This window comes from Arthrobacter sp. P1_D4 (assembly GCF_056406115.1).
On record NZ_JBFUAU010000017.1, the window covers coordinates 97,300 to 122,812 of the forward strand.

Annotated in this window: 24 protein-coding genes and 1 pseudogene; 10 read left to right on the forward strand and 15 right to left on the reverse strand. The window is 67.3% G+C overall.

Annotation, left to right across the window (positions count from 1 at the left end):
• Positions 1-6 precede the first annotated feature (6 nt).
• Entirely contained in the window at positions 7-1,140 is a 1,134-nt protein-coding gene (locus AC1D0A_RS17135; RefSeq protein ID WP_026537818.1) for a mannose-1-phosphate guanylyltransferase, read from the reverse strand.
• 267 nt (positions 1,141-1,407) lie between these two features.
• Here AC1D0A_RS17135 and sdhC point away from each other — a divergent pair, with 267 nt between their 5' ends.
• From sdhC to AC1D0A_RS17160, 5 genes are all read left to right on the forward strand, one after another.
• Entirely contained in the window at positions 1,408-1,788 is a 381-nt protein-coding gene (sdhC, locus tag AC1D0A_RS17140; protein WP_079553238.1) for a succinate dehydrogenase, cytochrome b556 subunit, read from the forward strand.
• A 3-nt stretch (positions 1,789-1,791) separates the two neighbouring features.
• Positions 1,792-2,301 (forward strand): succinate dehydrogenase hydrophobic membrane anchor subunit, encoded by a 510-nt coding sequence (locus AC1D0A_RS17145; protein ID WP_476946370.1) that lies wholly within the window; start codon positions 1,792-1,794, stop codon positions 2,299-2,301.
• Between the two features lie 192 nt (positions 2,302-2,493).
• Positions 2,494-4,293, forward strand: a complete 1,800-nt coding sequence (gene sdhA, locus AC1D0A_RS17150; RefSeq protein ID WP_028277340.1) for a succinate dehydrogenase flavoprotein subunit — start codon at positions 2,494-2,496, stop codon at positions 4,291-4,293.
• Position 4,294: 1 nt separating this feature from the next.
• Entirely contained in the window at positions 4,295-5,077 is a 783-nt protein-coding gene (locus AC1D0A_RS17155) for a succinate dehydrogenase iron-sulfur subunit (protein WP_026537821.1), read from the forward strand.
• A gap of 134 nt (positions 5,078-5,211) precedes the next feature.
• On the forward strand, positions 5,212-5,976 hold the full coding sequence (locus tag AC1D0A_RS17160; protein ID WP_243180106.1) for an alpha/beta hydrolase family protein: 765 nt from the start codon (positions 5,212-5,214) through the stop codon (positions 5,974-5,976).
• Here AC1D0A_RS17160 and AC1D0A_RS17165 read toward each other — a convergent pair.
• The 11 genes from AC1D0A_RS17165 to glyA form a co-directional block, all read right to left on the reverse strand.
• Positions 5,939-7,105 carry a YihY/virulence factor BrkB family protein gene (locus AC1D0A_RS17165; protein ID WP_476946395.1) on the reverse strand — a complete coding sequence of 389 codons (1,167 nt, stop codon included), beginning with the start codon at positions 7,103-7,105 and terminating at the stop codon, positions 5,939-5,941. The genes AC1D0A_RS17160 and AC1D0A_RS17165 overlap by 38 nt on opposite strands.
• The gene (locus AC1D0A_RS17170) at positions 7,050-7,661 is read right to left on the reverse strand and encodes a 2'-5' RNA ligase family protein (protein ID WP_223914197.1); all 612 of its coding nucleotides are present in this window, start codon (positions 7,659-7,661) and stop codon (positions 7,050-7,052) included. Before AC1D0A_RS17170 ends, AC1D0A_RS17165 begins: the two co-directional genes overlap by 56 nt.
• Before the next feature lie 4 nt (positions 7,662-7,665).
• Positions 7,666-8,781, reverse strand: a complete 1,116-nt coding sequence (gene trpS, locus AC1D0A_RS17175; RefSeq protein ID WP_476946371.1) for a tryptophan--tRNA ligase — start codon at positions 8,779-8,781, stop codon at positions 7,666-7,668.
• Positions 8,782-8,798: 17 nt separating this feature from the next.
• A complete protein-coding gene (locus tag AC1D0A_RS17180) occupies positions 8,799-9,632 on the reverse strand; it encodes an exodeoxyribonuclease III (RefSeq protein WP_243180129.1) in 834 nt (277 codons plus the stop codon).
• Between the two features lie 10 nt (positions 9,633-9,642).
• Entirely contained in the window at positions 9,643-10,212 is a 570-nt protein-coding gene (locus tag AC1D0A_RS17185; RefSeq protein WP_476946372.1) for a hypothetical protein, read from the reverse strand.
• 128 nt (positions 10,213-10,340) lie between these two features.
• Positions 10,341-10,697 (reverse strand): VOC family protein, encoded by a 357-nt coding sequence (locus tag AC1D0A_RS17190; protein WP_243180146.1) that lies wholly within the window; start codon positions 10,695-10,697, stop codon positions 10,341-10,343.
• 24 nt (positions 10,698-10,721) lie between these two features.
• On the reverse strand, positions 10,722-11,570 hold the full coding sequence (locus AC1D0A_RS17195) for an ABC transporter permease (protein WP_476946373.1): 849 nt from the start codon (positions 11,568-11,570) through the stop codon (positions 10,722-10,724).
• Entirely contained in the window at positions 11,567-12,445 is an 879-nt protein-coding gene (locus AC1D0A_RS17200) for an ABC transporter permease (RefSeq protein WP_243180417.1), read from the reverse strand. The genes AC1D0A_RS17195 and AC1D0A_RS17200 overlap by 4 nt, the downstream gene beginning before the upstream one ends.
• 10 nt (positions 12,446-12,455) lie before the next feature.
• Complete coding sequence (locus tag AC1D0A_RS17205) at positions 12,456-13,433, reverse strand: ABC transporter ATP-binding protein (protein ID WP_043436284.1); 978 nt, start codon at positions 13,431-13,433, stop codon at positions 12,456-12,458.
• A 154-nt stretch (positions 13,434-13,587) separates the two neighbouring features.
• Positions 13,588-14,520, reverse strand: coding sequence for a bifunctional methylenetetrahydrofolate dehydrogenase/methenyltetrahydrofolate cyclohydrolase (locus AC1D0A_RS17210; protein ID WP_476946374.1), 933 nt, complete (start codon positions 14,518-14,520; stop codon positions 13,588-13,590).
• A 3-nt stretch (positions 14,521-14,523) separates the two neighbouring features.
• Positions 14,524-15,822, reverse strand: coding sequence for a serine hydroxymethyltransferase (glyA, locus tag AC1D0A_RS17215; RefSeq protein ID WP_028277328.1), 1,299 nt, complete (start codon positions 15,820-15,822; stop codon positions 14,524-14,526).
• A 313-nt stretch (positions 15,823-16,135) separates the two neighbouring features.
• Between glyA and purU the strand changes: the two genes are divergently transcribed.
• From purU to AC1D0A_RS17230, 3 genes are read left to right on the forward strand one after another with little or no spacing between them, the layout of a single operon-like run.
• Positions 16,136-16,996, forward strand: coding sequence for a formyltetrahydrofolate deformylase (gene purU, locus AC1D0A_RS17220; RefSeq protein WP_476943527.1), 861 nt, complete (start codon positions 16,136-16,138; stop codon positions 16,994-16,996).
• Between the two features lie 21 nt (positions 16,997-17,017).
• Positions 17,018-17,458 (forward strand): class I SAM-dependent methyltransferase, encoded by a 441-nt coding sequence (locus AC1D0A_RS17225; protein WP_476943528.1) that lies wholly within the window; start codon positions 17,018-17,020, stop codon positions 17,456-17,458.
• A 31-nt stretch (positions 17,459-17,489) separates the two neighbouring features.
• The gene (locus AC1D0A_RS17230; RefSeq protein ID WP_476943529.1) at positions 17,490-18,011 is read left to right on the forward strand and encodes a gamma carbonic anhydrase family protein; all 522 of its coding nucleotides are present in this window, start codon (positions 17,490-17,492) and stop codon (positions 18,009-18,011) included.
• A 27-nt stretch (positions 18,012-18,038) separates the two neighbouring features.
• Here the strand turns inward: AC1D0A_RS17230 and AC1D0A_RS17235 are convergent, their stop codons facing one another.
• Together AC1D0A_RS17235 and AC1D0A_RS17240 are read right to left on the reverse strand one after the other, a co-directional pair.
• The gene (locus AC1D0A_RS17235) at positions 18,039-19,736 is read right to left on the reverse strand and encodes a flavin monoamine oxidase family protein (protein ID WP_476943530.1); all 1,698 of its coding nucleotides are present in this window, start codon (positions 19,734-19,736) and stop codon (positions 18,039-18,041) included.
• Positions 19,733-21,271 (reverse strand): amino acid permease, encoded by a 1,539-nt coding sequence (locus AC1D0A_RS17240; RefSeq protein WP_476946375.1) that lies wholly within the window; start codon positions 21,269-21,271, stop codon positions 19,733-19,735. Before AC1D0A_RS17240 ends, AC1D0A_RS17235 begins: the two co-directional genes overlap by 4 nt.
• A gap of 111 nt (positions 21,272-21,382) precedes the next feature.
• On the opposite strand from AC1D0A_RS17240, the pseudogene AC1D0A_RS17245 reads away from it, so the two are divergent.
• Positions 21,383-23,181 (forward strand): annotated as a pseudogene (locus tag AC1D0A_RS17245) (PucR family transcriptional regulator).
• On the opposite strand, the gene AC1D0A_RS17250 reads toward AC1D0A_RS17245, so the two are convergent.
• Positions 23,160-23,966, reverse strand: a complete 807-nt coding sequence (locus AC1D0A_RS17250) for a nitrilase-related carbon-nitrogen hydrolase (protein ID WP_243180204.1) — start codon at positions 23,964-23,966, stop codon at positions 23,160-23,162. The pseudogene AC1D0A_RS17245 and the gene AC1D0A_RS17250 sit on opposite strands and share 22 nt — an antisense overlap.
• 241 nt (positions 23,967-24,207) lie before the next feature.
• On the opposite strand from AC1D0A_RS17250, the gene AC1D0A_RS17255 reads away from it, so the two are divergent.
• Positions 24,208-25,398: an ROK family transcriptional regulator gene (locus AC1D0A_RS17255; protein ID WP_028277321.1), complete on the forward strand. Its 1,191-nt coding sequence runs from the start codon at positions 24,208-24,210 to the stop codon at positions 25,396-25,398.
• Positions 25,399-25,513 lie beyond the last annotated feature (115 nt).

The following is a 25,513-nucleotide window of genomic DNA, read 5'->3' on the forward strand; positions in this document are numbered from 1 at the left end:
CTCCGGCTACAGGACGTCGGTGTCGCCCTTGGCCTTGATGGCATCCACGGCCTGCTTGACCCGCTGCGAGTGTTCCTTGGTGGTGACCAGCAGGGCGTCCGGGGTGTCAACGATCACGACGTCCTTGATGCCGATCAGGGCGATCACCCGCTTGGTATCGGAGACCACCACGCCGCTCGCGTTCTCGGTGAAGACGCGTGCGCCCTCGCCCAGGACCGTGACCTCGTCGACTTCCTTGGCGCTGTTGAGCCGGCCCACGGAGGCGAAGTCCCCGACGTCGTCCCAGAGGAACGTTCCGGGCACCACGGCGACGTCGCCGGCGGCGGCGGCGGGCTCGGCGACGGCGTAGTCAATAGCGATCTTGGGCAGCGTGGGCCACACCCGCGCCGTGACGGCGTCGCGCTCCGGAGTGTCCCAGGCCTTGGCGATCTCCTGGAGGCCGGCGAAGAGCTCGGGCTGGTTGGCTTCGAGGTGCTTAAGCATCAGCGAGACCGGGGCCACGAACATGCCCGCGTTCCAGACATATTCGCCGCTGTCGACGTACTCCTGGGCCACTTCCTCGCTGGGCTTCTCCACGAACTCCACCACGGACTGCGCACTGGGCGCGTCCGGGATGTGGAGGTTCGCGCCGGAACGGATGTAGCCGAATCCGGTGGAGGGATGGGTCGGCTTGATGCCGATGGTGACGATCTTCCCCGCGGCCGCGGTGTAGACGGCTTCACGGACGGCGTCCTGGAAGAGGTCGTCCGGGCTGATGACCTGGTCCGCGGCAAACGAGCCCATGATGATGTCCGGGTCCCGCTCGTGGAGGATGGCCGCGGCGAGTCCGATCGCAGCACCGGAGTCTTTGGGCTCGCTCTCCAGGACGAGGTCGGCTTCCAGGACCTCAGGCAGCTGGCGGCAGACGGCTGCCCTGTGGGCGGAGCCGGTCACCACCAGCACGTGCTTGCCGGCGACGGGCTGGAGGCGGTCATAGGTCGCGCGCAGCAGAGTGCTGCCCGAACCGGTGAGGTCGTGAAGGAATTTCGGGGCTGCTGCCCGTGACAGGGGCCAGAGGCGGGTCCCCACTCCGCCCGCCGGAATGACCGCAATAAAACGGTCCAGCGGTGAATCCTGGCTTGTCACTTTGTCTGTAGTCATCACGGCTACTTTAGCCGACGGCGGCCAATTCGGTCCGAATTGAGCCGGGATCCGGCCGTACCGGCGCCTGCGACCACAGCCAAATGTGGCGTTCGTCTCAAAACAAACGCAAAACCGCGCCGGGGCCGGTCAACAAGGAGTTCCCAAATTGAATAAGCTGTTAGCGAAGCCTAGATTTAGGCTTGAGCTTACGAGTGCTCTCGCAGCAGGCGTTCCCCCCGCGTGGATCCCATGCCAGCGCCGCTGTGTTGCAGGGAGGTTTATTCAGTGCCGACAAAACCAGCTGGCACCTTGTACCGCGGCCGTGAAGGCATGTGGTCCTGGGTTGGACACCGCATTACCGGTGTAGTGATTTTCTTCTTCTTGTTGGTCCACGTGCTGGACACCTCATTGGTGCGTGTGTCCCCCGAGGCCTACACCGCAGTGATTGGTGCCTACAAGAACCCCCTCATGGCCCTGGGTGAAACGGGCCTTGTCGCGGCGATCGTGTTCCACGCCTTCAACGGCCTGCGGATCATCGCCGTCGACTTCTGGAAGAAGGGTGCCAAGTACCAGCGTCAGATGCTCTGGACGGTCCTGGGCCTCTGGGTCGTCGTCATGGTCGGCTTCTCCATCCGCCACCTGTCCCTCGCCCTTGGAGGTCACTAAGCCATGACTGCAACCATTCAAAGCCCACGTAGTGGAAAACCCAGTAGTGGAAAACCCAGTAGTGGAAAACCCAGTAGTGGAAAGATCCAGCCAAAGTACCGCCGCACTGGCGGTTCCAAGGGCAACTTCGAGATGCTCGCCTGGCTCTTCATGCGCCTCTCCGGCGTCGTGCTGGTGGTGCTGATCTTCGGCCACCTGACCGTGAACCTGCTGGTCGGCGAGGGCATCCACGCGATCGACTTCGGCTTTGTGGCCGGCAAGTGGGCCGACCCGTTCTGGCAGTTCTGGGACCTGGCCATGCTGTGGCTCGCCATGCTGCACGGCACCAACGGCGTCCGCACGATCATCAATGACTACGCCGAGAAGGACGCAACGCGCCTTTGGCTGAAGATTGTGCTCTACGCGGCCACCACGGTCATCATCATCCTGGGCACCCTGGTCATCTTCACGTTCAATCCGTGCCCCGTGGCCAACGGCGTCCAGCTTCCCGGCGGTTTCTGCCCCGCGCCTTAGCGGCGCAGCCGTAATGGTTCAGCCGTAGCGGCGGAACCGCCGCGGACAGGAGCCCGTAAGGGCAGGAATCCGCGGTCCGTCACGGCAACTGATCTTGCCTGCCGAGCGCAGGCGCAGATTGCACGAGACTTCACCGGGCAGGCGCGGCCTGCCGGTGGTTTATAGCGAATTTTGAGAGAAAGAGCGTCTGGTATGCAGGTCCATAAGTACGACGTCGTGATCGTCGGTGCCGGTGGCGCCGGGATGCGCGCGGCGATCGAATCAGGTCAGCGCGCCCGAACAGCAGTACTGACCAAGCTCTACCCCACGCGGTCCCACACCGGCGCGGCGCAGGGCGGCATGTGTGCAGCCCTGGCCAACGTCGAGGAAGACAACTGGGAGTGGCACACCTTCGACACCATCAAGGGCGGCGACTACCTGGTTGACCAGGACGCCGCCGAGGTTATGGCGAAGGAAGCGATCGACGCCGTCCTGGACCTGGAAAAGATGGGCCTGCCGTTCAACCGCACGCCCGAGGGCCGCATTGACCAGCGCCGCTTCGGTGGCCACACCCGCGACCATGGCAAGGCACCGGTCCGCCGCGCCTGCTACGCCGCCGACCGCACCGGCCACATGATCCTGCAGACCCTGTACCAGAACTGCGTCAAGCACAACGTCGAGTTCTACAACGAGTACTACGTCCTGGACCTGCTGACCGTCGAAGAGGACGCTGTCCGCGAGGACGGCACGCCGTACAAGCAGAAGCGCGTCGCCGGCGTCGTGTCCTACGACCTCGCCTCCGGCGAGCTGCACGTCTTCCAGGCCAAGTCCGTGGTGTTCGCCTCCGGCGGCGCCGGCAAGGTCTTCAAGACCACCTCCAACGCCCACACCCTGACCGGTGACGGCATGGGCATCGCGTTCCGCCGGGGCATCCCCCTGGAGGACATGGAATTCTTCCAGTTCCACCCGACCGGCCTGGCCGGCCTGGGCATCCTGCTCTCCGAGGCCGCCCGCGGCGAAGGCGCGATCCTGCGCAACTCCGAGGGTGAACGCTTCATGGAGCGCTACGCGCCCACCATCAAGGACCTCGCCCCGCGCGACATCGTGGCCCGCTCCATGGCCAACGAAGTCCGTGAGGGACGCGGCTGCGGCCCGAACAAGGACTACGTCCTCCTGGACCTGACGCACCTTGAGCCTGCGCACATCGATGCCAAGCTGCCGGACATCACCGAGTTCGCCCGCACCTACCTGGGTGTGGAGCCGTACACGGAGCCGGTTCCGGTGTTCCCGACGGCGCACTACGCCATGGGCGGCATCCCCACGAACATCAGCGCCGAGGTCCTCCAGGACAACGACACGGTGGTCCCGGGCCTCTACGCCGCCGGCGAGGTCGCCTGCGTCTCCGTCCACGGCTCCAACCGTCTGGGCACCAACTCGCTGCTGGACATCAACGTGTTCGGCAAGCGCGCCGGCATCGCCGCCGCCGAGTACGCCAAGACCGCCGACTTCGTGGAGCTCCCCGTTGACCCGGAGGCCTACACGCTGAACCTGCTGGACCACGTCCGCACCTCTGACGGCACCGAGAAGGTCGCTGCGATCCGCAAGGAACTGCAGGACACCATGGACGCCAACATGCAGGTGTTCCGCACCGCCGACACGCTGAACCAGGTCCTGAAGGACATTGCCTCCTTCGAGGAGCGGTACCAGCGCATCAGCGTCCAGGACAAGGGCAAGCGCTTCAACCTGGACCTGCTCGAGGCGGTGGAGCTGGGCTTCCTGCTCGAGCTCGCCAAGGTCATGACCGTGGCGGCCCTGCACCGCGAGGAATCCCGCGGCGGCCACTTCCGCGAGGACTTCCCCGAGCGCGACGACGAAAAATTCATGAAGCACTCCATGGCGTACAAGGATGACCACGCCCCGGCGGACGGTTCCGCCGAGTCGATTGCCGGCATCCGGCTTGCCACCAAACCGGTGGTCTTTACGCGCTACGAGCCGATGGTGAGGAAGTACTAAGATGAGCGCTGAACTCGCTGAGCCAGCATCCAAGATCGAACTGCCCGCCGGCGTCGGCGGGGGCGGGGAAATCCCGTCCTTCGACGTCACGCTGCGCGTGCGCCGCTACAACCCCGAGGTCTCCGAGGACGCCACGTGGGATGACTTCAAGGTCACCATGTACGGCACCGACCGTGTCCTGGACGCCCTGCACAAGATCAAGTGGGAGATGGACGGCAGCGTCTCCTTCCGCCGTTCCTGCGCCCACGGCGTCTGCGGCTCCGATGCCATGCGCATCAACGGCCGCAACCGCCTCGCCTGCAAGACCCTGCTGAAGGACCTGGACACGTCCAAGCCCATCACGGTCGAGCCCATCAAGGGCCTGCCGGTGGAGAAGGACCTGATCGTGGACATGGAGCCTTTCTTCCAGTCCTTCCGCGAAGTCATGCCCTTCCTGATCAACCGTGGCCACGAGCCCACCAAGGAACGCCTGCAGTCCGCCGAGGACCGCGAACGGTTCGATGACACCACCAAGTGCATCCTGTGCGCCGCGTGCACCTCGTCCTGCCCGGTGTTCTGGACCGACGGGCAGTACTTCGGCCCGGCGGCGATCGTCAACGCGCACCGCTTCATCTTCGATTCCCGTGATGACGCCGGCGACATGCGCCTGGAGATCCTCAACGACAAGGAAGGCGTGTGGCGCTGCCGCACCACCTTCAACTGCACCGAAGCATGCCCCCGCGGCATCCAGGTCACGCAGGCAATCGCTGAGGTCAAGCAGGCCATCCTGTCCCGCAAGGTCTAAGGATCGGTTCCACCGGCCCGCATTAACGGCTTCACCTTCAGTAGTTACCGACGACGGCGCCTCTCACCTTCCGGGTGGGGGCGCCGCCGTCGTTTCCGCCCTCACTGATTCGCCCTCACACGAAAGGGGACACTTTGTCCCACTCAGAAAAAGTCTCGTTCCTGGGTTCCACCGGCGAGCGGCTCTCCGGCGTGCTGGACCTGCCGGAGGGCCCGGTCAAGGGCTGGGGTGTGTTCTCGCACGGCTTCACCCTGGGCAAGGACAGCCCCTCGGCGTCGCGGATGTGCAAGGCCCTGGCGGACAACGGCGTGGGCATGCTCCGGTTCGACAACGTGGGGCTCGGAGAGTCGGCGGGAATGTGGTCGGAGGGGTCCTTCAGCCACAAGGTGGCCGACACCGTCAAGGCCGCCGAATTCATGCGGGACTCAGACCGGCGGGTTTCCCTGCTGGTGGGCCACTCGTTTGGCGGCGCGGCCGTCCTGTCCGCCGCGCGGCAGATCCCGGAGCTGAGGGCCGTGGCCACCGTGGGTGCCCCCTTCTCCCCCAAGCACGTGGCGCACGTCTTTGACGCGGCCCTGGACCGCATCCTGAGCGAGGGAAGCGCCGAGGTGGACCTCGGCGGCAAGCGGGTGGAGATCCGCCGGCACTTCGTCGAGGATCTCGAGAAGGCGGACCTGACGGACTGCATACGGCAGCTGCACAAGCCGCTCATGGTGCTGCACTCCCCCACCGACAATACGGTCGGGATCGAAAACGCCAGCACCATCTTCCAGACGGCACGCCACCCGCGCAGCTTCGTCTCGCTGGAGGGCAGCGACCACCTCCTGACCGGCAAAGGCCAGGCAGCCCGTGCGGCGAAGATTATTTCGGCGTGGGCCGACCAGTACCTCGACGCCTGAACGCGGCGGCCAGCGGCCTGCGGCGGGCCCGCTGCTCTACCGGGGTTTTACCCGGCTGGACGCGCCGGGCACCCCAGCCGGTGGTCGTGGCGGCGGGCCCGGCCTTGAGGTCCTCTTCCCGGATCGCCACCCACGCGGCGCAGATCACGTAGACCTGGCTGACCAGGTTGAACCAGATCAGCAGGCCGATGATGATGGCGAAGGGCGCCAGAATGGGGTTCTTGCCCGCGCTGGCCAGCAGCTGGGTGCTGAAGATCTGCAGGATGGTGGTGCCCACCGCGGCGAGAATGGTCCCTTCCAGCAGGGAGCGCCGGGCGGGCTTCAGTCCGGCGGCCACCCCGTACATGATCAGGGCGGTGCCCCAGCCGAGCAGCAGCGGGACGAGGATCGTGACGGAGGTCGTCAGCGGCCCGGCAATTATCGGCTCGAGGCCCAGCTGCCCGGTAACCCATCCGGCGGCCGTCCCGAAGATCAGCGAGGCCGCGGAGCTGACTACCAGGGCCAGCCCCATCAGCAGCAGCGTGCCGACGTCCTTGAGTATCTGCAGGATCGGATTCATCACCAAGGGGCCGAGTTGCATCATGCTCCGCATACCGTCGCGGATGCCGCTGATCCAGCCCAGGGACGTGAACACCGTCACCACGGCGGCGATCCCGGCGGCCCAACCCAGGCTGGTGGGGTTCAGCAGCGCATAGGGGTCAACCAGCCCCTCGCTGCCGTCGACCTGCAACAGGCCGGGCGCGGCGGCGGCCACACTCCTGATGACCTGGTCCAGCAGGGCCGGGTGGTCGCTGAGCACGAGGCCGGCCAAGGACAAGCCAGTGGCCAACAGGCCCGTGATGGAGAAAAACATCCGGAAGCCGATGCCGGCACTCAACAGCGGGCCACGCTGACGCAGGTAGTGCGAGTATGCGCGCAGGGGCAGCAGCATGTTCAGCCGGGCCAGGAGCCAGTTCATCATCGCGATCAGGGACGCGACTATGCCGCCGCCGGAGCGCCGGGCCCGGCCCCATTCGACCCTCTTGCGGATGACTTCCAGTTTCAGCCCGGCCAGATCGGTGGGGAGCGGCGGCTTATCGGGCGCCTGCGGTGCCGTCCGGGCCTCTGTCGTGGTCAGGTTTGGTCCCAAAATCAAGCTCTTCCCGTAGCTGCCAGATGCCGTTGTCATCGTGCTCGTAGAGTCCCATGCTAGCCACAGGAAACGTGGCCCTGTAATCCTTCAGGACCGTTTCGGCCTCGTCGAGGCTTTCCGGGGCGACATCGTGGGCTACGGTGACGTGCGGGTGGTAGCCGAACGGCAGTTCCCGCTCCAGCGGGCCGGACTGCAGCTGGCGGTGCAGGTTCACGCAGTCCCCGAAGCCGTCCTCTACGTTCAGGAAGACCACCGGGGACACCGGCCGGAAAGACCCGGTCCCTGCGATGGTCACAGTGAAGGGCTCCTGCCGCCGTGCCACGTCCCGGACATGGCGTTGGGTCGCGGCCCAGTCCTTCGTCATGGTGGTGGTGACCAGCGTGATGTGGGCCGGGACGACGGCGGCCATGGGATCCCCGAAGGATGCCCGCCAGCGCTGGAGCTCCTCAGCGATGTCCGCCGGGAACCTCAGGATCACACCGATGCTGATGCCTTCGCTGCGCTGTCCGTTCGACGTGGCGGCTTTCGCGGTGACTTTGCTGACGGAGGACATTGACCTAGCGGACTCCCTGGGCGCCGGCGTAGGGCAGGAAACCCACCTTGGCGTAGACGTCGCGCAGGGTCAGCGAGGCAATCTCCCGGGCCTTGTCCGCGCCGAGGCCCAGCAGCCGGTCCAGCTCCGCTGGATCGTCCAGCAGCTCCTTGGCCCGGTTCCGGATCGGCGTCAGGTGCTCCGTGACCACCTCGGCGAGGTCCGCCTTCAGGTGGCCGTACATCTTTCCCTCATAGGCGGTGACGAGGGCGTCGACGCTTTGCCCGGTGATCGAGGAGTAGATGGTCAGCAGGTTGGACACGCCCGGCTTCGCCTCCCGGTCGAACCGGATTTCGGTCTCCGTGTCCGTCACGGCGGACTTGATCCGCTTGGCCGTGACCTTGGGCTCGTCCAGCAGGTTAATCAGCCCCGCCGGCGACTCCGCAGACTTGGACATCTTGGCGGTGGGGTGCTGCAGATCGTAGATCTTCGCGGATTCCTTCTGGATGAATGGCTGCGGCACCGTGAACGTGTCGCCGAAGCGGGAGTTGAACCGCTGGGCCAGGTCACGGCTGAGTTCCACGTGCTGGCGCTGGTCCTCGCCGACGGGGACACCGTGCGGCTGGTACAGCAGGATGTCCGCTGCCTGCAGGATGGGGTAGGTGAACAGCCCGACGCTGGCGTGGTCTGAACCCTGTTTGTGCGCCTTGTCCTTGAACTGGGTCATCCGGGACGCCTCGCCGAAGCCAGTGATGCAGTTCAGGACCCACGCCAGCTGGGCGTGCTCGGGCACCTGGGACTGAACGAAGAGCGTGCACTTGTCGACGTCGACGCCGCCGGCAATGTACTGCGCGGCCGTGACCCGGGTGCGGTGCGCCAGCTCGGCCGGATCCTGCGGAACGGTGATTGCGTGCAGGTCAGGGATGAAGAAGACGGCGTCGTACTCGTCCTGCATCCGGACCCAGTTCACGAGGGCGCCGAGGTAGTTGCCCAGGTGCAGGGAGTCGGCGGAAGGCTGCATGCCGGAGAGGATGCGGTGCCGGGCCGCGGTGGCCGCAGAGGCGTCCTTCGCGGTGGCAGTCTGAGCGTCGGGGGCGACGCCGGCCTGGGCCACAGTGGTCGCAGTTGAAGTGGTGGTCATTCGTGGAAGCCTTAAGACTAGAGCCGGTAGTCCACTACCAGCGGGGCGTGGTCGGAGAAGCGTGTGTCCCAGGACGCTGCCCGGTCAACAACGGCTGACACTGCGGCAGCAGCGAGAGCGGGCGTGGCCATGTGGTAATCGATGCGCCAGCCGGTGTCGTTGTCGAAGGCCTGGCCCCGTTGCGACCACCAAGTGTAGGGGCCGTCGACGTTACCCGCCAGGCCCCTGTGAACATCCTTCCAGCCGATTTCCTCGCCGAAGAAGCGGTCAAAATAGGCTCGCTCTTCCGGCAGGAAGCCGGCACGTTTGACGTTGCCCTTCCAGTTCCTGATGTCCAGCTCTGTGTGGCCGACGTTGAGGTCGCCCACCACCAGCGCGTGGTCACTGTGCTTGGCGAGTTCGGGCAGCCGCTGGACCATGACGTCGAGGAAACGGAATTTGTCGTCCTGCTTGGGAGTGCCGGCTTCGCCCGAGTGCACGTAGGCGCTCACGACGGTCATCTGTGATGCCTGCCCGTCCGCGTCCCGCACGATGTAGTCCGCCTCGACCCAGCGTCCGGCCGTGGCGAAGAAGTCATCGCCGATCCCCACCCGGGTGGCCAGGGGCTCTTCCCGGGAGGCAATGGCAACGCCGGCCCGGCCCTTGGCCTCGGCCTCGGCATGGAGAATGTACCAGCCCTCGCCGAGCAGTTCCTCGACGATCGCATCCGGTGCGCGGACCTCCTGGAGGCACAGGATGTCCACCTCGCGCGGCTCAAGCCACTCCGCCATGCCCTTCTTGTAGGCGGCACGGAGGCCGTTGACGTTGACTGACGCGATGCGAAGGTGGTCCTTCTTCAATGCCGAGCTCACCCGATCCACTCTAGTCGATGATGGTTCCGCTGACGGGAGCGTCATCGCCGCCCGAGGATTTGATCATGTCCCGCGCGTTGGTGGCGGTGATCTCGATGGTCTCCAGGGCGCGGCTGATCGTGTCGCGATCCGCCGCCTCGCCCTTCGCCCGCTCCTGCTCGACCACCCGGACCTGGACCTGGACAATCTTGAAGGAGTGGTCCAGCTTCATGTCGCGGACGCTGTCCGCTACGCGGCTTTCGCTCACCACGCGGGTTCCGCCGTGGTCCGCGCTGCCCGCCGCCGGCGGCCGCCCCGCTGCGGCGTTGAACGCGTTCTGGGCCTCGTTCAGCCTGGCCCCGGCCTTCTTGGCGGCTTTCTGGATGCTGAACACGACGAAGGAGGCCAGCGCCAGCCAGAAGCCGGCGATGATCGCCACGATCCAGCCCACGACGTCGTTCTGGTTGGCCGCGAAGATCACGGCCACCACGAACGCGATAATGAAGACCAGCAGCCCCGGCCCGCTGATGCGGAACATGGAAAACCGGCCGCGGGCCGTGGTGTCGTTGGACGTGGACGAGGAGCTACCCAGAGATTGCATGAGCCCATTATCGCAAACGGGGCCGGCCGCCCGTTGCGCTTCCACCCCGGGCGAACGCCGCCCCGGCGCCCGGCCTAGGTCAGGACCAGCGTTTAGGTCAGGACCAGCATTTAGGTCAGGACGGGCGTTTAGGTCAGGACCAGGCAGAACGGGTGGCCGCTGGGGTCCGTGTAGACCCGGAAGGTTTCCGTCCCGGCGCCGAGGCTTGTAGCGCCGAGCCGGAGCACCTCGGCTTCGGCGGCGTCGAGGTCCCCGACGAGCACGTCCACGTGCATCTGCTGCGGGTGCTCGGCGTCGGGCCACTGCGGGCGGACCAGCCGTTCCACCCGCTGGAAGGCGACGGCGGGACGGTCGGCGGCGTCGCCGATCGAAATCCATTCCTCGTCCTCCTGCACCCGGATCATCCCCAGCAGCTCCTGGTAAAAACCGGCGAGCTTGTCCGGGTCCTCACAGTCGATGACGAGGGCCTGCCATTTTCCGATCATGGGTTCTCCTTTTTGGAAGGACGGCTACTTGAGGAACAGTTTGCGCAGCCGGCTCGTGGTGAGCAGGACGCCGAGGGCAATCATGACTAGGTAGTAGCCGATGTGCACGGCCGTGGCCGGCGTAAACACCCCCACGCTGATCTGGCGCAGCAGTTCCACGCCGTGCCACAGCGGCATGGCCTGGATCAGCCACTGGATGGACTGCGGGTAGACGCTGAGCGGGTAGAACGTGGCACTGAAGAGGAACATGGGCAGCATGACGAAGTTGATCCAGTCCATTTGCTGGAATGTCTTCATGTAGCTCGTGATCCCCATGCCGAAGCTCGCGAAGCCGAAGGCGATCAGCACCGAGGCCGGGATCATCAGGATGGCCCACGGCGTGGTGATGAGGCCCATCAGGCCCATGACGGCCGTGAAGCCGGTCGCGTACATGGCCCCGCGCAGCAGGGCGAGGAAGATTTCGCCCATGGCGACATCCAGCGGCCCCAGCGAGGTGTAGAGCATGCCCTGGTACAGCTTGGCGAAGTTCATCTTGAAGAAGACGTTCCACGTGGAGTCGTAGACGGCGCCGTTCATGGCGGACACGGCCAGCAGTGCCGGCGCGATGTACGCGGCGTAGCTGATTTCCTGCCCGCCCGGGCCCTGGACCGACCCGACAATGGCGCCCAGGCCCACGCCCATGGAGATCAGGTACAGCACGGGTTCGAAGAACCCGGAGACCATGACCATCCAGTTGCTGCTCTTGGTGGCCATGAGCCCGCGGGCGACGACGGCGCGGACGTTGCGGGAGTAGATGGCCCCGAAGCGGCGGCGGCGCGCGGCTTCGGTGACGCTGTGGTCCCCTGTGTTGAAACTTCCCGTCAGGACGCTCATGAGGCCATCCTTTTAGCGAACTGGCGTTTGGTCAGGATCCAGCCGGCAGCCGCCAGGCCCAGCAGGAAGAGGACATGGACGACGGTGAGCCACGGCTCTTCCTCGTACCCGTAGCTGACCACGCGGCCAAGCTCGGTTCCGTGCCAGATCGGTGAGATCCAGCCGATCCAGCGGACTGCGAGCGGGAGCGTGTCCAGCGGGAAGAACGTGCCGGAGAACAGGAACAACGGCATGACGATGAACCGCATGACCATGGCGAACTGGCCCTTGTCGTGCTGGATGGTGGCCGCGTAGGCCATGAGCGGCAGGCCGAAGGACAGGCCGGCGAGGGTGGCGATGAGGATCGACACCCAGCCCCAGGCGCCGGGCGAGGCGCCGAAGAGCGCGACGACGGCGAAGTAGATGGCCGACTGCAGCAGGAAGCGCACCGTCACGGCGATGATCTGGCCGCCGGCGATCTGCTCGGGAGTCAGCGGTGAGGCGTGCGGGCCGTAGTAGACGCGCCGCCACTTGAAGCCGTCCATCACGGGAAAGGTGAACTCGTTGGCGGCCGTCATGACGGCGGCCGAGATCAGCAGGGCGGGCGCGATGAACGTCAGGTAGCTGACCCCGCCGAAGACGCCGGCGCCGTTGGACTCGACCAGGGTGGCCAGGCCAACGCCCATCGCGAACAGGTAGGCCACCGGCTGTCCCACGCCGTACATCACGATGGTCCAGCCGTAGCCCTTCATGACCCGCAGGACCTGTTCGGCGTAGTAGAACGCGCCCCAGCGGCGGGCACGGGCGGCCGATACTTCCGGCGAGTGCGCGCGCAGGGCCGTCCCCGCCGCCGCGGCGCCCGCCGTCGTGCCCGCTGCCTGAATTGGCTTAGCCAGCTGCTCTTTCTTAGTCAACGAGGCTCCTGCCGGTCAGGCGCAGGAAGACGTCTTCGAGTGAGGAGCGGCGGACCAGTGAGGTGACCGGACGCAGGCCGCGGGCGGTGACCTGCTCCAGGGCGGCCTCGCCGTCGTGGGCGTAGATAAGCACCCGGTCCGGCAGGGTTTCCACCCGTTCGCCGATGCCGCCGAGCTCCGCGCCGACGCTCGCGTTGCGCTCCGAGCCGAAGCGCAGCTCCAGGACCTCCCGGGTGGAGTATTCGCGGATCAGGCTGGCCGGCGATCCCTCGGCCATGATCCTGCCCTTGTCCACCACAATCAGCCGGTCGCACAGCTGCTCGGCCTCGTCCATGTAGTGCGTGGTGAGGATCAGGGTGACGCCCTGTTCCTTGAGCCTGAACAGCCGGTCCCAAAGGATGTGCCGGGCCTGCGGGTCAAGGCCGGTCGTCGGCTCGTCCAGCAGCAGGATCCGGGGCTCGTTGATGAGCGAACGGGCGATTGTCAGGCGCCGCTTCATGCCGCCGGAGAGGGCATCGACCTTGGAGTTGGCCTTGTCGGTGAGCTGGGCGAATTCCAGCAGCTCGTCGGCCTTGGGCTTGAGGTAGCTCATGGGCAGGCCGAAATAGCGGCCGTAGACCAGCAGGTTGTCCCGGACTTTCAGTTCCTCGTCCAGGTTGTCCTGCTGCGGCACGACGCCGAGGTGGGCGCGGACCTCCGGCCCGTGCTGTTCGGGGTCCAGGCCCATGATGTTCAGGCTGCCGGAGGTGCGCTGCGAGACCCCGCCGATCATCTTCATCGTGGTGGACTTGCCGGCGCCGTTGGGGCCCAGCAGGCCGAACGCTTCCCCGGCGGGAACGCGGAAGGAGATGCCGTCGACGGCGGTGACGTCGCCGTAACGTTTGGTCAGGTTCTCGGCGGTGATGACGTATGGGAGAGCGGCGTCGGAGGGGCTGCTCGCGCGTGATTCTTTAGAGGCAAGTTCGGACACCCGCACTACGGTAGTGGATCCCCGCAAACTATGAAAGAGTCTTTTCGTAAAAACTCCTGACGTATCCGTTCCGTTATGCCGGCCGGCGGTAGAACGTGCGGAATCCTGCGGTGGTTGGGCCCMCCSAAASCCSSCCCAACCCACCGCGGGAGCCTTAGGCGGGCCCCGGGCGGCGTTCCTCTGCCCATTGGCGTTCCGCGGTTTCCACCACGTTGGCGAGCAGCATGGCGCGGGTCATGGGCCCCACTCCCCCGGGGTTCGGCGAGAGCCAGGCGGCGACGTCCGCCGCAGCGGGGTCCACGTCGCCGGTGACCACTGCCTTGCCGCTGCCGTCGTCGACCCGGCTGACGCCGACGTCGAGCACGATCGCCCCGGGCTTGAGGTCCGCGGCCTTGATCATGTGCGGCTGCCCGGCGGCGGCAATTACGACGTCGGCCTGCCGCAGTTCTGCCGGCAGGTCCACCGTTCCGGTGTGCGCCAGGATGACTGTGGCATTGACGTCCTTCCGGGTCAGCAGCAGACCCACGGGACGGCCGATGGTGACGCCGCGGCCCACCACGAGGACGCGTTTGCCGTTCAGGTCGATCCCATGCCGGGTCAGCAGCTCCACGCAGCCCTTGGGCGTGCACGGCAGCGGGGATTTCATGGGTCCGCTGACGTTGGCCACGAGCCGGCCCAGGTTCATCGGGTGCAGGCCGTCGGCGTCCTTCTCGGGATCCATGGCCTCCAGGATGACGTCCTGGTCGATGTGTTTGGGCAGGGGCAGCTGCACGATGTAGCCGGTGCATTCCGGGTTCTCGTTGAGCTCGCGGACCACGGCCAGGAGTTCGTCCTGGCTGGTCTCTTCCGGCAGGTCGCGGCGGATGGAGGTAATGCCCACCTCGGCGCAGTCCTTGTGTTTGCCGCCGACGTACCAGGTGCTGCCGGGATCGGAGCCCACCAGGATGGTGCCCAGCCCGGGCGTGATGCCCTGGGCCTTGAGCACGGCCACGCGCTCGGTCAGCTCGGCCTTGATGGCGGCGGCGGTGGCCTTGCCGTCAAGGATCCGTGCAGTTTCAGCCGTTTTTGCGGTGTGCGAAGAAGTCATGGCCTACCACTGCTCGTGCTGCGGGTACAGCGGGAAATCGGCGGCGAGCTTGTCCACGCGGGCCTGCAGGGGTTCGATCTCCGTGGCAGCTCCGGACTTCAGCGCCGTGGCGATGATGTCCGCCACCTCGGTGAATTCCTCGGCGCCGAAGCCGCGGGTGGCCAGGGCCGGTGTGCCGATGCGCAGGCCGGAGGTGACCATCGGCGGGCGGGGGTCGAACGGCACGGCGTTGCGGTTGACGGTGATGCCGATCGAGTGCAGGAGGTCCTCGGCCTGCTGGCCGTCCAGCTGGGAGTTGCGCAGGTCCACCAGGACCAGGTGCACGTCGGTGCCCCCGGTCAGGACCGAGACGCCCGCACCGGCGACGTCGGCCTGGCCGAGGCGCTCGGCGATGATCTTGGCGCCTTCGAGCACACGTTCCTGGCGCTCCTTGAATTCCTCGGTGCCGGCGATCTTGAAGGCCACGGCCTTCGCCGCGATCACGTGCATGAGCGGGCCACCCTGCTGGCCGGGGAACACGGCGGAGTTAAGCTTCTTGGCCCACTCCTGCTTGGCCAGGATCACGCCGGAGCGCGGACCGGACAGCGTCTTGTGCACGGTGGAGGTCACGACGTCGGAGTACGGGACCGGGCTCGGGTGCAGCCCAGCGGCGACGAGGCCGGCGAAGTGCGCCATGTCGGTCCAGAGCAGGGCGCCGACCTCGTCGGCGATCGAACGGAAGGCCGCGAAATCGAGGTGCCGCGGGTAAGCGGACCAGCCGGCGATGATCACCTGGGGCTTTTCGGCGATGGCCTGCTCGCGCAGCTTGTCCATGTCGATCCGGAAGTCATCTTCCTCGACCTGGTAGGCGGCGACGTTGTAGAGCTTCCCGGAGAAGTTCAGCTTCATGCCGTGGGTGAGGTGCCCGCCGTGGGCCAGGGACAGGCCCAGGATCTTATCGCCCGGGGTGATCATGGCGGCGAGCGCGGCGGCGTTGGCCTGCGCACCGGAGTGCGGCTGCACGTTGGCGTATTCGGCGCCGAACAGGTCCTTGACGCGGTCGATCGCGAGCTGCTCGGCGACGTCGACGTATTCACACCCGCCGTAGTAGCGGCGTCCCGGGTAGCCCTCGGCGTACTTGTTGGTCAGGACGGAGCCCTGGGCTTCCATCACGGCGCGCGGGGCGAAGTTCTCGGAAGCGATCATTTCCAGGGTGCCGCGCTGGCGGCCAAGTTCCTGGGCCAGGACGGCGGCGATTTCAGGGTCGAGTTCGGCCAGCGGCTGGTTGCTCACGGCGGCTGAGGTGGCGGTGGTAGTAGTCACGAGGAACTCCTGGTTGGCAACGGGTACGGCTATTGGTCAGGCTACCGGCTGGCCCGTTGCGCCGCCCCTTGATTACGGGCCCCTTAACAGGGGGCCGCGACAGCGGCGGCCGGCACCCCGTGCGGGCACCAGCAACGGTGCGGCAGCGGTGATGCTGCCGACCGGTAAGACATGACCCTCGGCCCAGGCGTACGATCCGTGGTCTTCGTGAGTGCCGCTCCCTGATGGTTAGCCATCCAACGCCAGTTGCGACGGGTTAACACTACCAAAACCCTTTCAAAACTGCCCTTGAAGCGCAGGTAGGCTGTTCCTCGTGACTGATGAGAACCTGACTGCCTCCTACATCCTGACTCTTTCCTGCCCTGACCGGCCTGGCATCGTGCACGCCGTCGCCGGGGCCCTCCTGGTGGCGGGCTGCAATATTACAGATTCCCAGCAGTACGGCAGCCAGGGAACGGGCACCTTCTTCATGCGGGTGGAGGCGACGACGGCGGCGGCCCAGGCGGAGCTGCAGGCGGCGCTGGAACCCGTGGCGCAGGCCTTCGGGATGCAGTGGAGCCTCAACCCGGCCGGCCGGAAGGTCCGCACCCTGCTGATGGCCAGCACGTCCGCCCACTGCCTGAACGACCTGCTGTTCCTGCAGCGCTCCGGAACCCTGCCGATCGACATTCCGGCCATCGTGTCCAACCACCGCGACCTCGAGAGTTTGGCGGAGTTCTACGGCATCCCGTTCCACCACATCCCGGTCACCCCGGACACCAAGATCCAGGCGGAGGACGCCCTCCGGGTCCTGATGAAGGAACACGACATCGAGCTCACAGTCCTGGCCCGGTACATGCAGATCATCTCCGACGAGCTCTGCACCGAACTGACGGGCAAGGCCATCAACATCCACCACTCGTTCCTGCCCTCCTTCAAGGGTGCCAAGCCCTACCACCAGGCGCATGCCCGCGGCGTGAAGCTCATCGGCGCCACGGCGCACTACGTCACGGCGGCCCTGGATGAGGGGCCCATCATCGAGCAGGAAGTCATCCGGGTGGACCACCGGCGCACCGCGGAGCAGTTCGTCCAGATGGGCCGCGACGTGGAGGGCCGGACCCTCGCCCAGGCCGTGCAGTGGCATGCCGAGCACCGCGTCCTGCTCGACGGCAACCGGACGGTTGTCTTTAACTAGAAGCGGTCATTAACTGGAGCTATGGAATCCTCCCGCAGGGACCGGCTCGAATCGTTTGTGGCGCTGTTGAAGAACGAGGGCCGGCACGGCGTGCTGGGCCTGGATTGCGGCCCGGGCGCCGACGGGCTGCACTTTGTGCAGTCCGGCATCCATTTCACCGGTGTCGACCAGTCCGAGGAGAACATCCACATCGCCCGATCCCACGGGCTGGAAGCCTCCGTGGCGGGACCGGTTTCCCTGCCGTTCGCCGATGCCGCGTTTGACTCGGTGTGGGCGGTGGATGCCCTTGCGGGCCTGCCCCCGGAACAGTGGGACGACGTCGTCCGCGAACTCGGGCGGGTGGCCGAACCGGGCGCGCCGATCGCCGTCATACTCCCCGCACCCGACCCACGCGGCGCCGGCGACCCGCGCACCTCGGGCTGGGGCGGCGAGGGCTTCACAGTGCTCCGCTCCCCCGCCTGACGGGGGCGGCGGTGTGTCCTAGGCTGGAGGCATGGCTCCCCTCTACGCATTCGCCGGTACCACTCCGGCCGTCCATGACTCCGCCTTCGTCGCGCCCACGGCGTCCGTGATCGGCAACGCCACCCTGGCCGAGAACTCGAGCGCCTTCTACGGTGTCAGTGTCCGCGCCGATACCGCCGCCATCACCGTCGGCGCCGGCAGCAACCTGCAGGACAACGTGGTGCTGCACGCCGACCCCGGCTTCCCCTGCACCGTCGGGGCGCGGGTCAGCGTCGGCCACAGCGCCGTGGTCCACGGCTGCACCGTTGAGGACGACTGCCTGATCGGCATGAGCGCCACCATCCTCAACGGGGCCGTGATCGGCGCCGGGTCCCTCATCGCCGCCGGCGCCGTGGTGCTGGAGGGCACCGTCATCCCGCCCCGCTCGCTGGTGGCCGGCGTTCCGGCCAAGGTCCGGCGCGAGCTCAGCGACGAGGAGTTCGCCGGCGTCCAGCACAACGCCGCCCACTACCAGGAACTGGCACGCGCGCACCGCCAACTACACAACGCCTGAGGAGCACAGCGCCGGGGCCGGCGCCGCTCAGTCCAGGGCGATCGGCCCGAGCTCGGAGAGCAGCTCGCCCGGTCCGGGATTCCCGGCGGGGGTGGAGCCACCGAGGTGGTTGACGACGCCCCAGACTGCGTTGAGCCCGGTGGTGACGGCTCCCTCGGCCCAGCCGGCGGTAAAGGAGACGTCGTCGCCGGCGAGGAAGATCCCGCGCTGTTCGGCCGGCAGCCCGTCCTGCTTGAAGTGCGTGAAGAGCCGCTGCTGGTAGCGGTAGTGTCCCGGCAGGTTGGCCTTGAAGGCGCCCATGAAGTTGGGGTCGGCCTCCCACGAGACGGTGATCGGCTGGCCCACGATGTGGCTGGCGATGTCCACCCCGGGGTAGATCTGCTCCAGCGAGTGCAACATGAGCTCCGCCCGTTCCTCCGCGGTGAGCGAGAGCCACTTCAGCGCGTCGTCGTTCCAGGTGTAGGACAGCAGGATCACGGCCGGCTGGTCCGGACCGTTGTCCAGCAGGTAGGTGGCACGGTTCAGCCGGTCGGTCAGCGTCATGGACAGGACCTCGCGGCCCGTGGCCGGGTCGATGTCCTTCCAGAACGGCCGGTCCACCATGACGAAGGTCTTGGAGGACTGCATGTAGTGGGAGCGTTCGATCGCCGTCCACAGTTCGGCAGGGAACAGGGCCTCGTCCGTGTGGATCCGGGTCGAGAGCAGCCATGACTGGCAGGTTGTCACCACCGCCGGGTAGGCGGATTCGCGTCCCCAGCGTTCCCGGATCCGGAAGTCGCCGCCGCCGTCGCGGGCGATGCGGTCCACGGCGCCGCGCGGCGCGCCTGCGTGCAGCGAGGCCAGCGAGGTGCCGTCCGGCCAGTGGGCCATGCCCGACGGCGCGTGCTCCCACAGTGCCTCGGGGAGCCGCTGCGCGCCGCCGTCGATGAGCCGGTGCCGGTCATCGGCGTCGGTGTAGACCACCCGAAGGATTTCGAGGATCGAGTTGGGGAAGTCGGTGTCCCAGCCGCCGGTGCCGAATCCCACCTGCCCGAAGGCCTCGCGGTGGGCGAATCCGGCTTCCTTGAAGGAGTCGCTGCCGGCGATGAAGCCATAGAACGTCTGCTCGTCCAGCTGGGGGAGCAGCGCGTTCCAGAGGTCCTTGATCCGGGCTGTGTCCCGGGCGCGGATGGCGTCCTGCATCTCGGCGAACCCGGCGCCGTCGTTCACGGCGGCCTTCCACGCGTCCGCCACCTCACGGAAGAACGGCGGCAGGTCTGCCGCGGTCTCGGCATAGTATTTCTGGCCCGCGAGCTCGATCACCGTGCTGGAGGTCGCCGGCGCCAGCGGATTGGGGAAGGCCCTGGTCTGCAGCCCGAGCAGGTCCACATAGTGGTAGAAGGCCTTGCCGGATTCCGGGAAACGCATTCCGCCGAGGTCCGCCACGATGCCCGGCGCGGACGGGAAACTGGCGGTCCGCAGCCGGCCCCCGATCCTGTCGGCCTCGTAGACCACCGGCCGCAGGCCCAGCTTCATGAGCTCATACGCGGTCACCAGTCCGGACAGTCCGGCACCAACGACGGCGACTTCGGTCCCGTAAAGCTCGGGCGGCACCGATCCCAGGCCCTCCGGGTGGGCGAGGTAGTGGTCGTAGCTGAACGGGAAGTCCGGATTCAGCATGGTGACGGGCGCCGCGCCCGCTTCAGCAGCGGGTTCGGGAGCCGGAAGTTCGGTGGCGATGGTCATGAGATCTCTGCCTTCAGTTCCTCGTGTGTGGTGGTGTTGTCAGGGTGGCGGCTTGATAGGTCAAGGTAGTCCTCGTGGCTCAGCGCAGCCACCCTGGAGTTCTTCCGGCCGTAGCCGAAGTAGGCGGCACAGCCAACAAGCATCCAGGCACCGAACACCGCCCAGGTCTCGGCGCCGAGGTTGGCCATGAGGTAAACGCACATGAGGGCGCCGAGAATCGGTGTCAGCGGAAAGAGCGGGACGCGGAAGCTGCGCGTGAGTTCGGGCCGGGTCCGCCGCAGGTAAATGACTGCCACGTTGACCAAGGCGAAGGCGAACAGGGTACCGATGCTGGTCGCGTCCGCGAGGGCACCGAGCGGCACCAGGCCGGCGGTCAGTGCGACGGCGGTGCCCACGATCAGGGTTCCGGCAGCCGGCGTGCCGGTCCGGGCCGAGATCCGGCCGAAGACCTTGGGCACCAGGCCGTCGCGCGACATCGAAAGCAGGATCCGGGTCTGCCCGTACAGCACGGTCAGCACGATGCTGGCGATGGCGAGCACGGCGCCGACGGCGAACACCACGCCAACCCAGGGCTGGCCGGTGATTTCCTCAAGGATCTTCACGAGGGCCGCCTCGGTACCGTCGAACCAGCCCCAGGGGCGCGCGCCGATGGCGGCGACGGCCACAAGCACATAGATGCTGGTGACGATCAGCATGGAGAGCAGGATGGCCCGCGGGAGGTCGCGCTTGGGATTCCGGGCCTCCTCGCCGGCCGTGGAGGCTGCATCGAAGCCGATGTAGGAGAAGAAGACCCGGGAGGCTGCGGCCGAGACGCCGGCGGCGCCCATCGGCATGAGGGGTTCGAAGTGTCCGCCGTTGAAAGCGGTGAAGGCCACGGCGCAGAAGAACAGCAGGATGCCGACTTTGACCAGGACGATCGCCGTGTTGATCCAGGCGCTCTCCTTGGCGCCGCGGACCAACAGCACGGTGGCCAGGGCGACAATCACGATTGCGGGCACGTTCAGCACGCCGCCGGCTCCCGGCGGTTGCGAGATGGCGTCCGGGAGTTCCAGGCCGAAGACCGCCAGGGCCTCGTTGACATACTGGCCCGCACCGACCGCGACGGCGGCCACGGAGACGGCGTATTCGAGCACCAGGCACCAGCCGCAGATCCAGGCCATGCCCTCGCCCATGGTGGCATAGGTGTAGGAGTAGCTCGAACCGGCGGCAGGGACCAGGCCGGCCATCTCCGCGTAAGAGACGGCGGAGAGCAGGGCGGCGAAGCCGGCGATGGCGAAGGAGATCCAGATGGCCGGGCCGGCGAGCGGCACCGACTGGCCCAGGATGACCAGGATGCCGGTGCCCAGGGTGGCCCCGACGCTGATCATGGTCAGCTGCAGGACACCGAAGCTGCGGACCAGCCGCGTGCCGCCGTGTCCGGTCTCGGCCTCGCGGACCAGTTGGCCGATCGGCTTGCGGCGCAGGAGCTGGGCGGTGAGCCCGGGACGGCCGGCTTCCGCCGGCGGGCGTTCGCCGATCAGAGTTGGCACAGTCATCGTTGACGTCCTTATCTTCAGTAGTGGTCGGTTTCCCGAACCAACCCTAGGCGTGTGAGCCACCTCTCAAGGTTGTGCAAAATGACCTGTAGTCTTCCCCCATGAGACTTAATGCACTTGGACTCCGCCGGCCGGGCGGCCGGCACAGGGGCCGCGGCCGTGGCTGCTGAGGACCCGGAGCGGCTCGGCTTCGTCACGCTGGCGCAGTTCCTGGGCCAGTTGCCGGCACTGGCCGTCGTGCACGACGGCGGCAACGGCCAGGAGCGCCTGCGCTGGGTGGAGCCCAGCGAACTGGAAGATCCCACCCCCTACCTGCTCGACGGCGAGTTCCTGCTCACGGCCGGCCTGCCGTTCGTGGGCGGGGGCGGCAGCGAGGAGGCGGTGGACGCTTATGTGCGGCGCCTGGTCCAGGCCCGCGTGGGCGCCCTGGGCTTTGGCCTGGAGCCGTATTTCGACGCCGTGCCCGATGCCGTGGTGCGGGCCTGCCGGCAGCACAACCTGACCCTGGTCGCCATCCCGGAGAGCCTCCCGTTCGCCGCGCTGGGACTGGAATTCTCCCGGCTCCTCGAGTCGGACAACGCCAAGACCTTCCGCCAGCTGGCCGACACCAGCCGGCAGCTCATGCGCGCGGTCTTGTCCGCGCGCCCCGAGCACGAACTCCTCGCGGCCCTGGTCCAGCGCGTCCCGGTTTGGGCCGTGCTGGTCGGCGCCGACGGGCGGGTGCGCGCCCGCGGTTCGGGCCCCTCCCCCGGCCCGCAGGCCGCCGGCGCCGCTGCCGCTGCCGGCGCCGTGCCGGGAGTTGACTCCGCCGACCTGCAGCCGCTGCTGGCCAGGCTGCTCGCCGGCAGCGGTCCGCGGGTGGAGATGGATTCGTTCGACGCCGTGGGCTCGTCCCTGGTCTTCGGGTATCCGCTGCGCAGCACCCGGGACGCCAACCTCGGTGCGCTCATCCTCGGCACGGACGCCCCGCTGACCCCGGCCCAGAACAGCGTTGTCTCCACCGCGGTCGGGCTGCTGGAACTGCTGGTCCGCCAGCGCATCAGCGGCTCCCTGGCCCCGAGCCAGCTGGCCACGGCGCTGCTGCTGCACCCGGAGAGCGTGGCCTCAGGATCCGCACGGCAGGCAACGGGTTCAAGGACCTGCTGGCCCAAAGCATCTCCTCCACCCGGTCCGGCCAGCTGCGGGTCGTACAGGGTCTCCGGATTGACGCCGCCCCGGACAGCTCCCGGACCCCGGACAGCGCCCGGACCCCGGGCGGACCGGGCGAGGCTCCGGTGCGGGCACTGCTGGAGTGGCGGCGGCTGTTCGACACCAAGCTGGTGGAGCTCACCGAGTACGGCTTTGCCGCCATCACCAGGCTCAAGGTCGACGACGCCCTGCTCGCCGAAGTGGAGCGGCTCGGCTGGCGCCTTGTGATCGGCAGCGGCACCGATTTCGCGAACCTGCCGGAGGCCTACCGGAACGCCGCTTCACTGCGCAACCGCGTTCTCACGAGCCGCCGGAGCGTCCGGGCGGACGACGTGACGTGGTCGGTGGCCGGCCTGCTGGGACCGGCTGCCGGCACCCTGCTGGCGGGCCATCTGCTGGCACCCCTGCTCGCCCTCGAGCCGGAGCGCCGCGACAACCTGCTCGGCATCCTGCGGGCCTGGCTGGGCGAAAACGGAAGCTGGGACGCCACAGCAAAGGCCACGGGACTGCATCGAAACAGCGTCCGCCGGCAGATCGGCATCATCGCTGAGCTGCTGGGCCTTGACCTCAACCAGGCCCAGGCGCGCGCGGAACTCTGGATCGCCCTGCAGTACCAGGCCGAGCCTGATCCGCCCACCCCGGCCACCGCAGGTCAGGCGTCCAGCGCACCGGCCAGCGCAGGTCAGGCGTCCGCCGCCGGTCAGACTCCCCAGGAGCGGTAGATCTCCGGGCGGCGGTCCCGCAGGTAGTCCACGGCGTCCTCGACGCCGTCTGCCGCGGCGCGGCCGGGCTCACCCAGTTCGGCAAACAACAGTTCCGGCCCCGCTCCGGCCGCGGCCAGGACCGAGCCGTCCGGGCCCGCGACGATGCTGCCGCCGCGGAAGTTGCAATCATCCTCCGAACCGGTGTGATTGGCGTAGGCGACCGTCAGCTGGTTCTCCAAGGCGCGGGCCCGGATCAGCACCTGCGGCACGACGTCGAATCCGCCGGCGAGTGCCGTAGGCACCAGCAGCAGGTCCGCGCCGCGCAGGGCGGCCGCCCGCGCCGACTCGGGAAACTCGATGTCGTAGCAGATGACCAGCGCCGTTTTATGCCCGTGGAAATCCACGACGCCGGGGGCAGCCGCGGCGGGCGTAAACGCCGCCCGCTCGTCCGGGCCGAACAGGTGCACCTTGTCGTAACTGAGCAGCTCCTCGCCCGCCTCGTCGACCAGGGCGGCGGAAATGTGCCACCCGCCGGCCGGCGTCACCGCGGGCAGGCTGTAGACCAGGGCGATGGTGTTGCGCCGCGCGATGCCGGCCAGGACTTCCCGAAGCGCGGGCAACCTGCCGGGATCGAACGCCTCCCGCAGCCGCCGCGGCGCATAGCCCACGGGGAAGAGTTCCGGTGTCACCAGCAACTGCGCACCCGCGGCGGACGCATTGCGCGCCGCGACCTCCACCGCGGCGCAGTTCGCCTCGATGTCCAGCACGGCGGAGTTCGCCTGCATCAGGGCCAGCAGCACCATTACCACCTCACGTTTCCGGACGCCTCCGCGGGGCGCGGCGGGCTCTCCCGACCAGAGTAGCCGCGGCCCGGAACGCGGGGTGTGGTGCAATTCCACCCGGACAGCGTGCCAGCGGGGCAGAACGTCCTTGCCGCGGAGACGGCGGGTGCTGACCGCCCTCTCCCCGGCATTCGACCGGCGCGGCCGTTATCGTTGCGTTAACTTCTTGACTACAAGGCGTGAATGCGTCACGCTTCATAGCATGCCCTCACCAACGCGCTCAACGAGGAGCCGAACCAAGAACCCCGGATCGCAGTCCGCCCTCCGGCATTTGAACCAGCAGCGGATCATTGAATGCCTCCTTGCGGGCCCATCCACGCAGGCGGAACTGGCCCGCCAGACCGGGCTTTCGACAGCCACGGTCTCGAACATCGTCAAAATCATGCAGGACGCCGGGCTGGCCTCGACTGAACCGATCACCAGTTCCGGGCGGCGCGCCCTGAACGTCCGGCTCAACAGCAACGGGGCCGTCGCCGTCGGAATCGACTTCGGCCGGCGCCACCTGCGCGTCGTGCTGGCCTCGCTGAGTTACCACGTGATCGCCGAAGAGTCCGTCCTGCTGCCCCTGGGCCACCACGCCGAGGAAGGCATCCAGGCCGCCGTCGGGGTGCTGGACCGGCTGCTCACGGACAGCGGTGTGGAACGTAGCGCCCTGGTGGGTGCCGGCGTCGGAATTCCCGGCCCGATCGACCGCCGCACCGGCACCGTGGCGCAAGGCGCGATCCTGCCCGAATGGGTGGGCATCAACATCCTCAAACGCCTCGAAGAAGCGCTGGAACTCCCCGTCTTCGTGGACAACGACGCCAACCTGGGCGCCCTCTCCGAGGTCACCTGGGGGCCGCACAGCGGCATCAGCAACCTGATGTTCCTCAAGATCGGCTCGGGCATCGGCGCGGGGCTGATCCTCAACGGCGTCCCGTACTACGGCAACGTGGGCATCACCGGCGAAATCGGCCATGCCACCATCCACGAGCACGGACTGATCTGCCGCTGCGGGAACCGCGGCTGCCTGGAAACCATCGCCTCCACCACCACCATGATCGAGCTCCTGAGCCGCGGCGAGGACCGGCCGCTCTCGCCCGGGGACATCGTTCGCAAGGCCCTGGAGAAGGACTCCGCCACGCTCCGTGTCGTGGACGACGCCGGGCTCGCCGTCGGGCGCGCGCTGGGCAACGTGGCGAACCTGATCAACCCCGAGGTCATTGTGGTCGGCGGCCCCCTGGCGGGCCTTGGCCAGCTGCTGCTGGACCCGATCCGGCGCGGCCTGATCCGCCACGCGGTGCCGGTCATTGGCGAGACAACCACCCTCACGATGTCATCCCTGGGCGACCGGGCCGAGGCCCTCGGGGCCACGGCTTTGGTCTTCCAGCACGCCGGAATCCGGCGAAACTAACCATTTCGTTATGCGGCTGTTGCGTTAAAGACTTGACGACAAGGGCTGTGATCCAGTTTACTTTTCCATCAGACGGCCCTGCGGTTTGCAGGGGCGGACAACGAAGTCATGCATT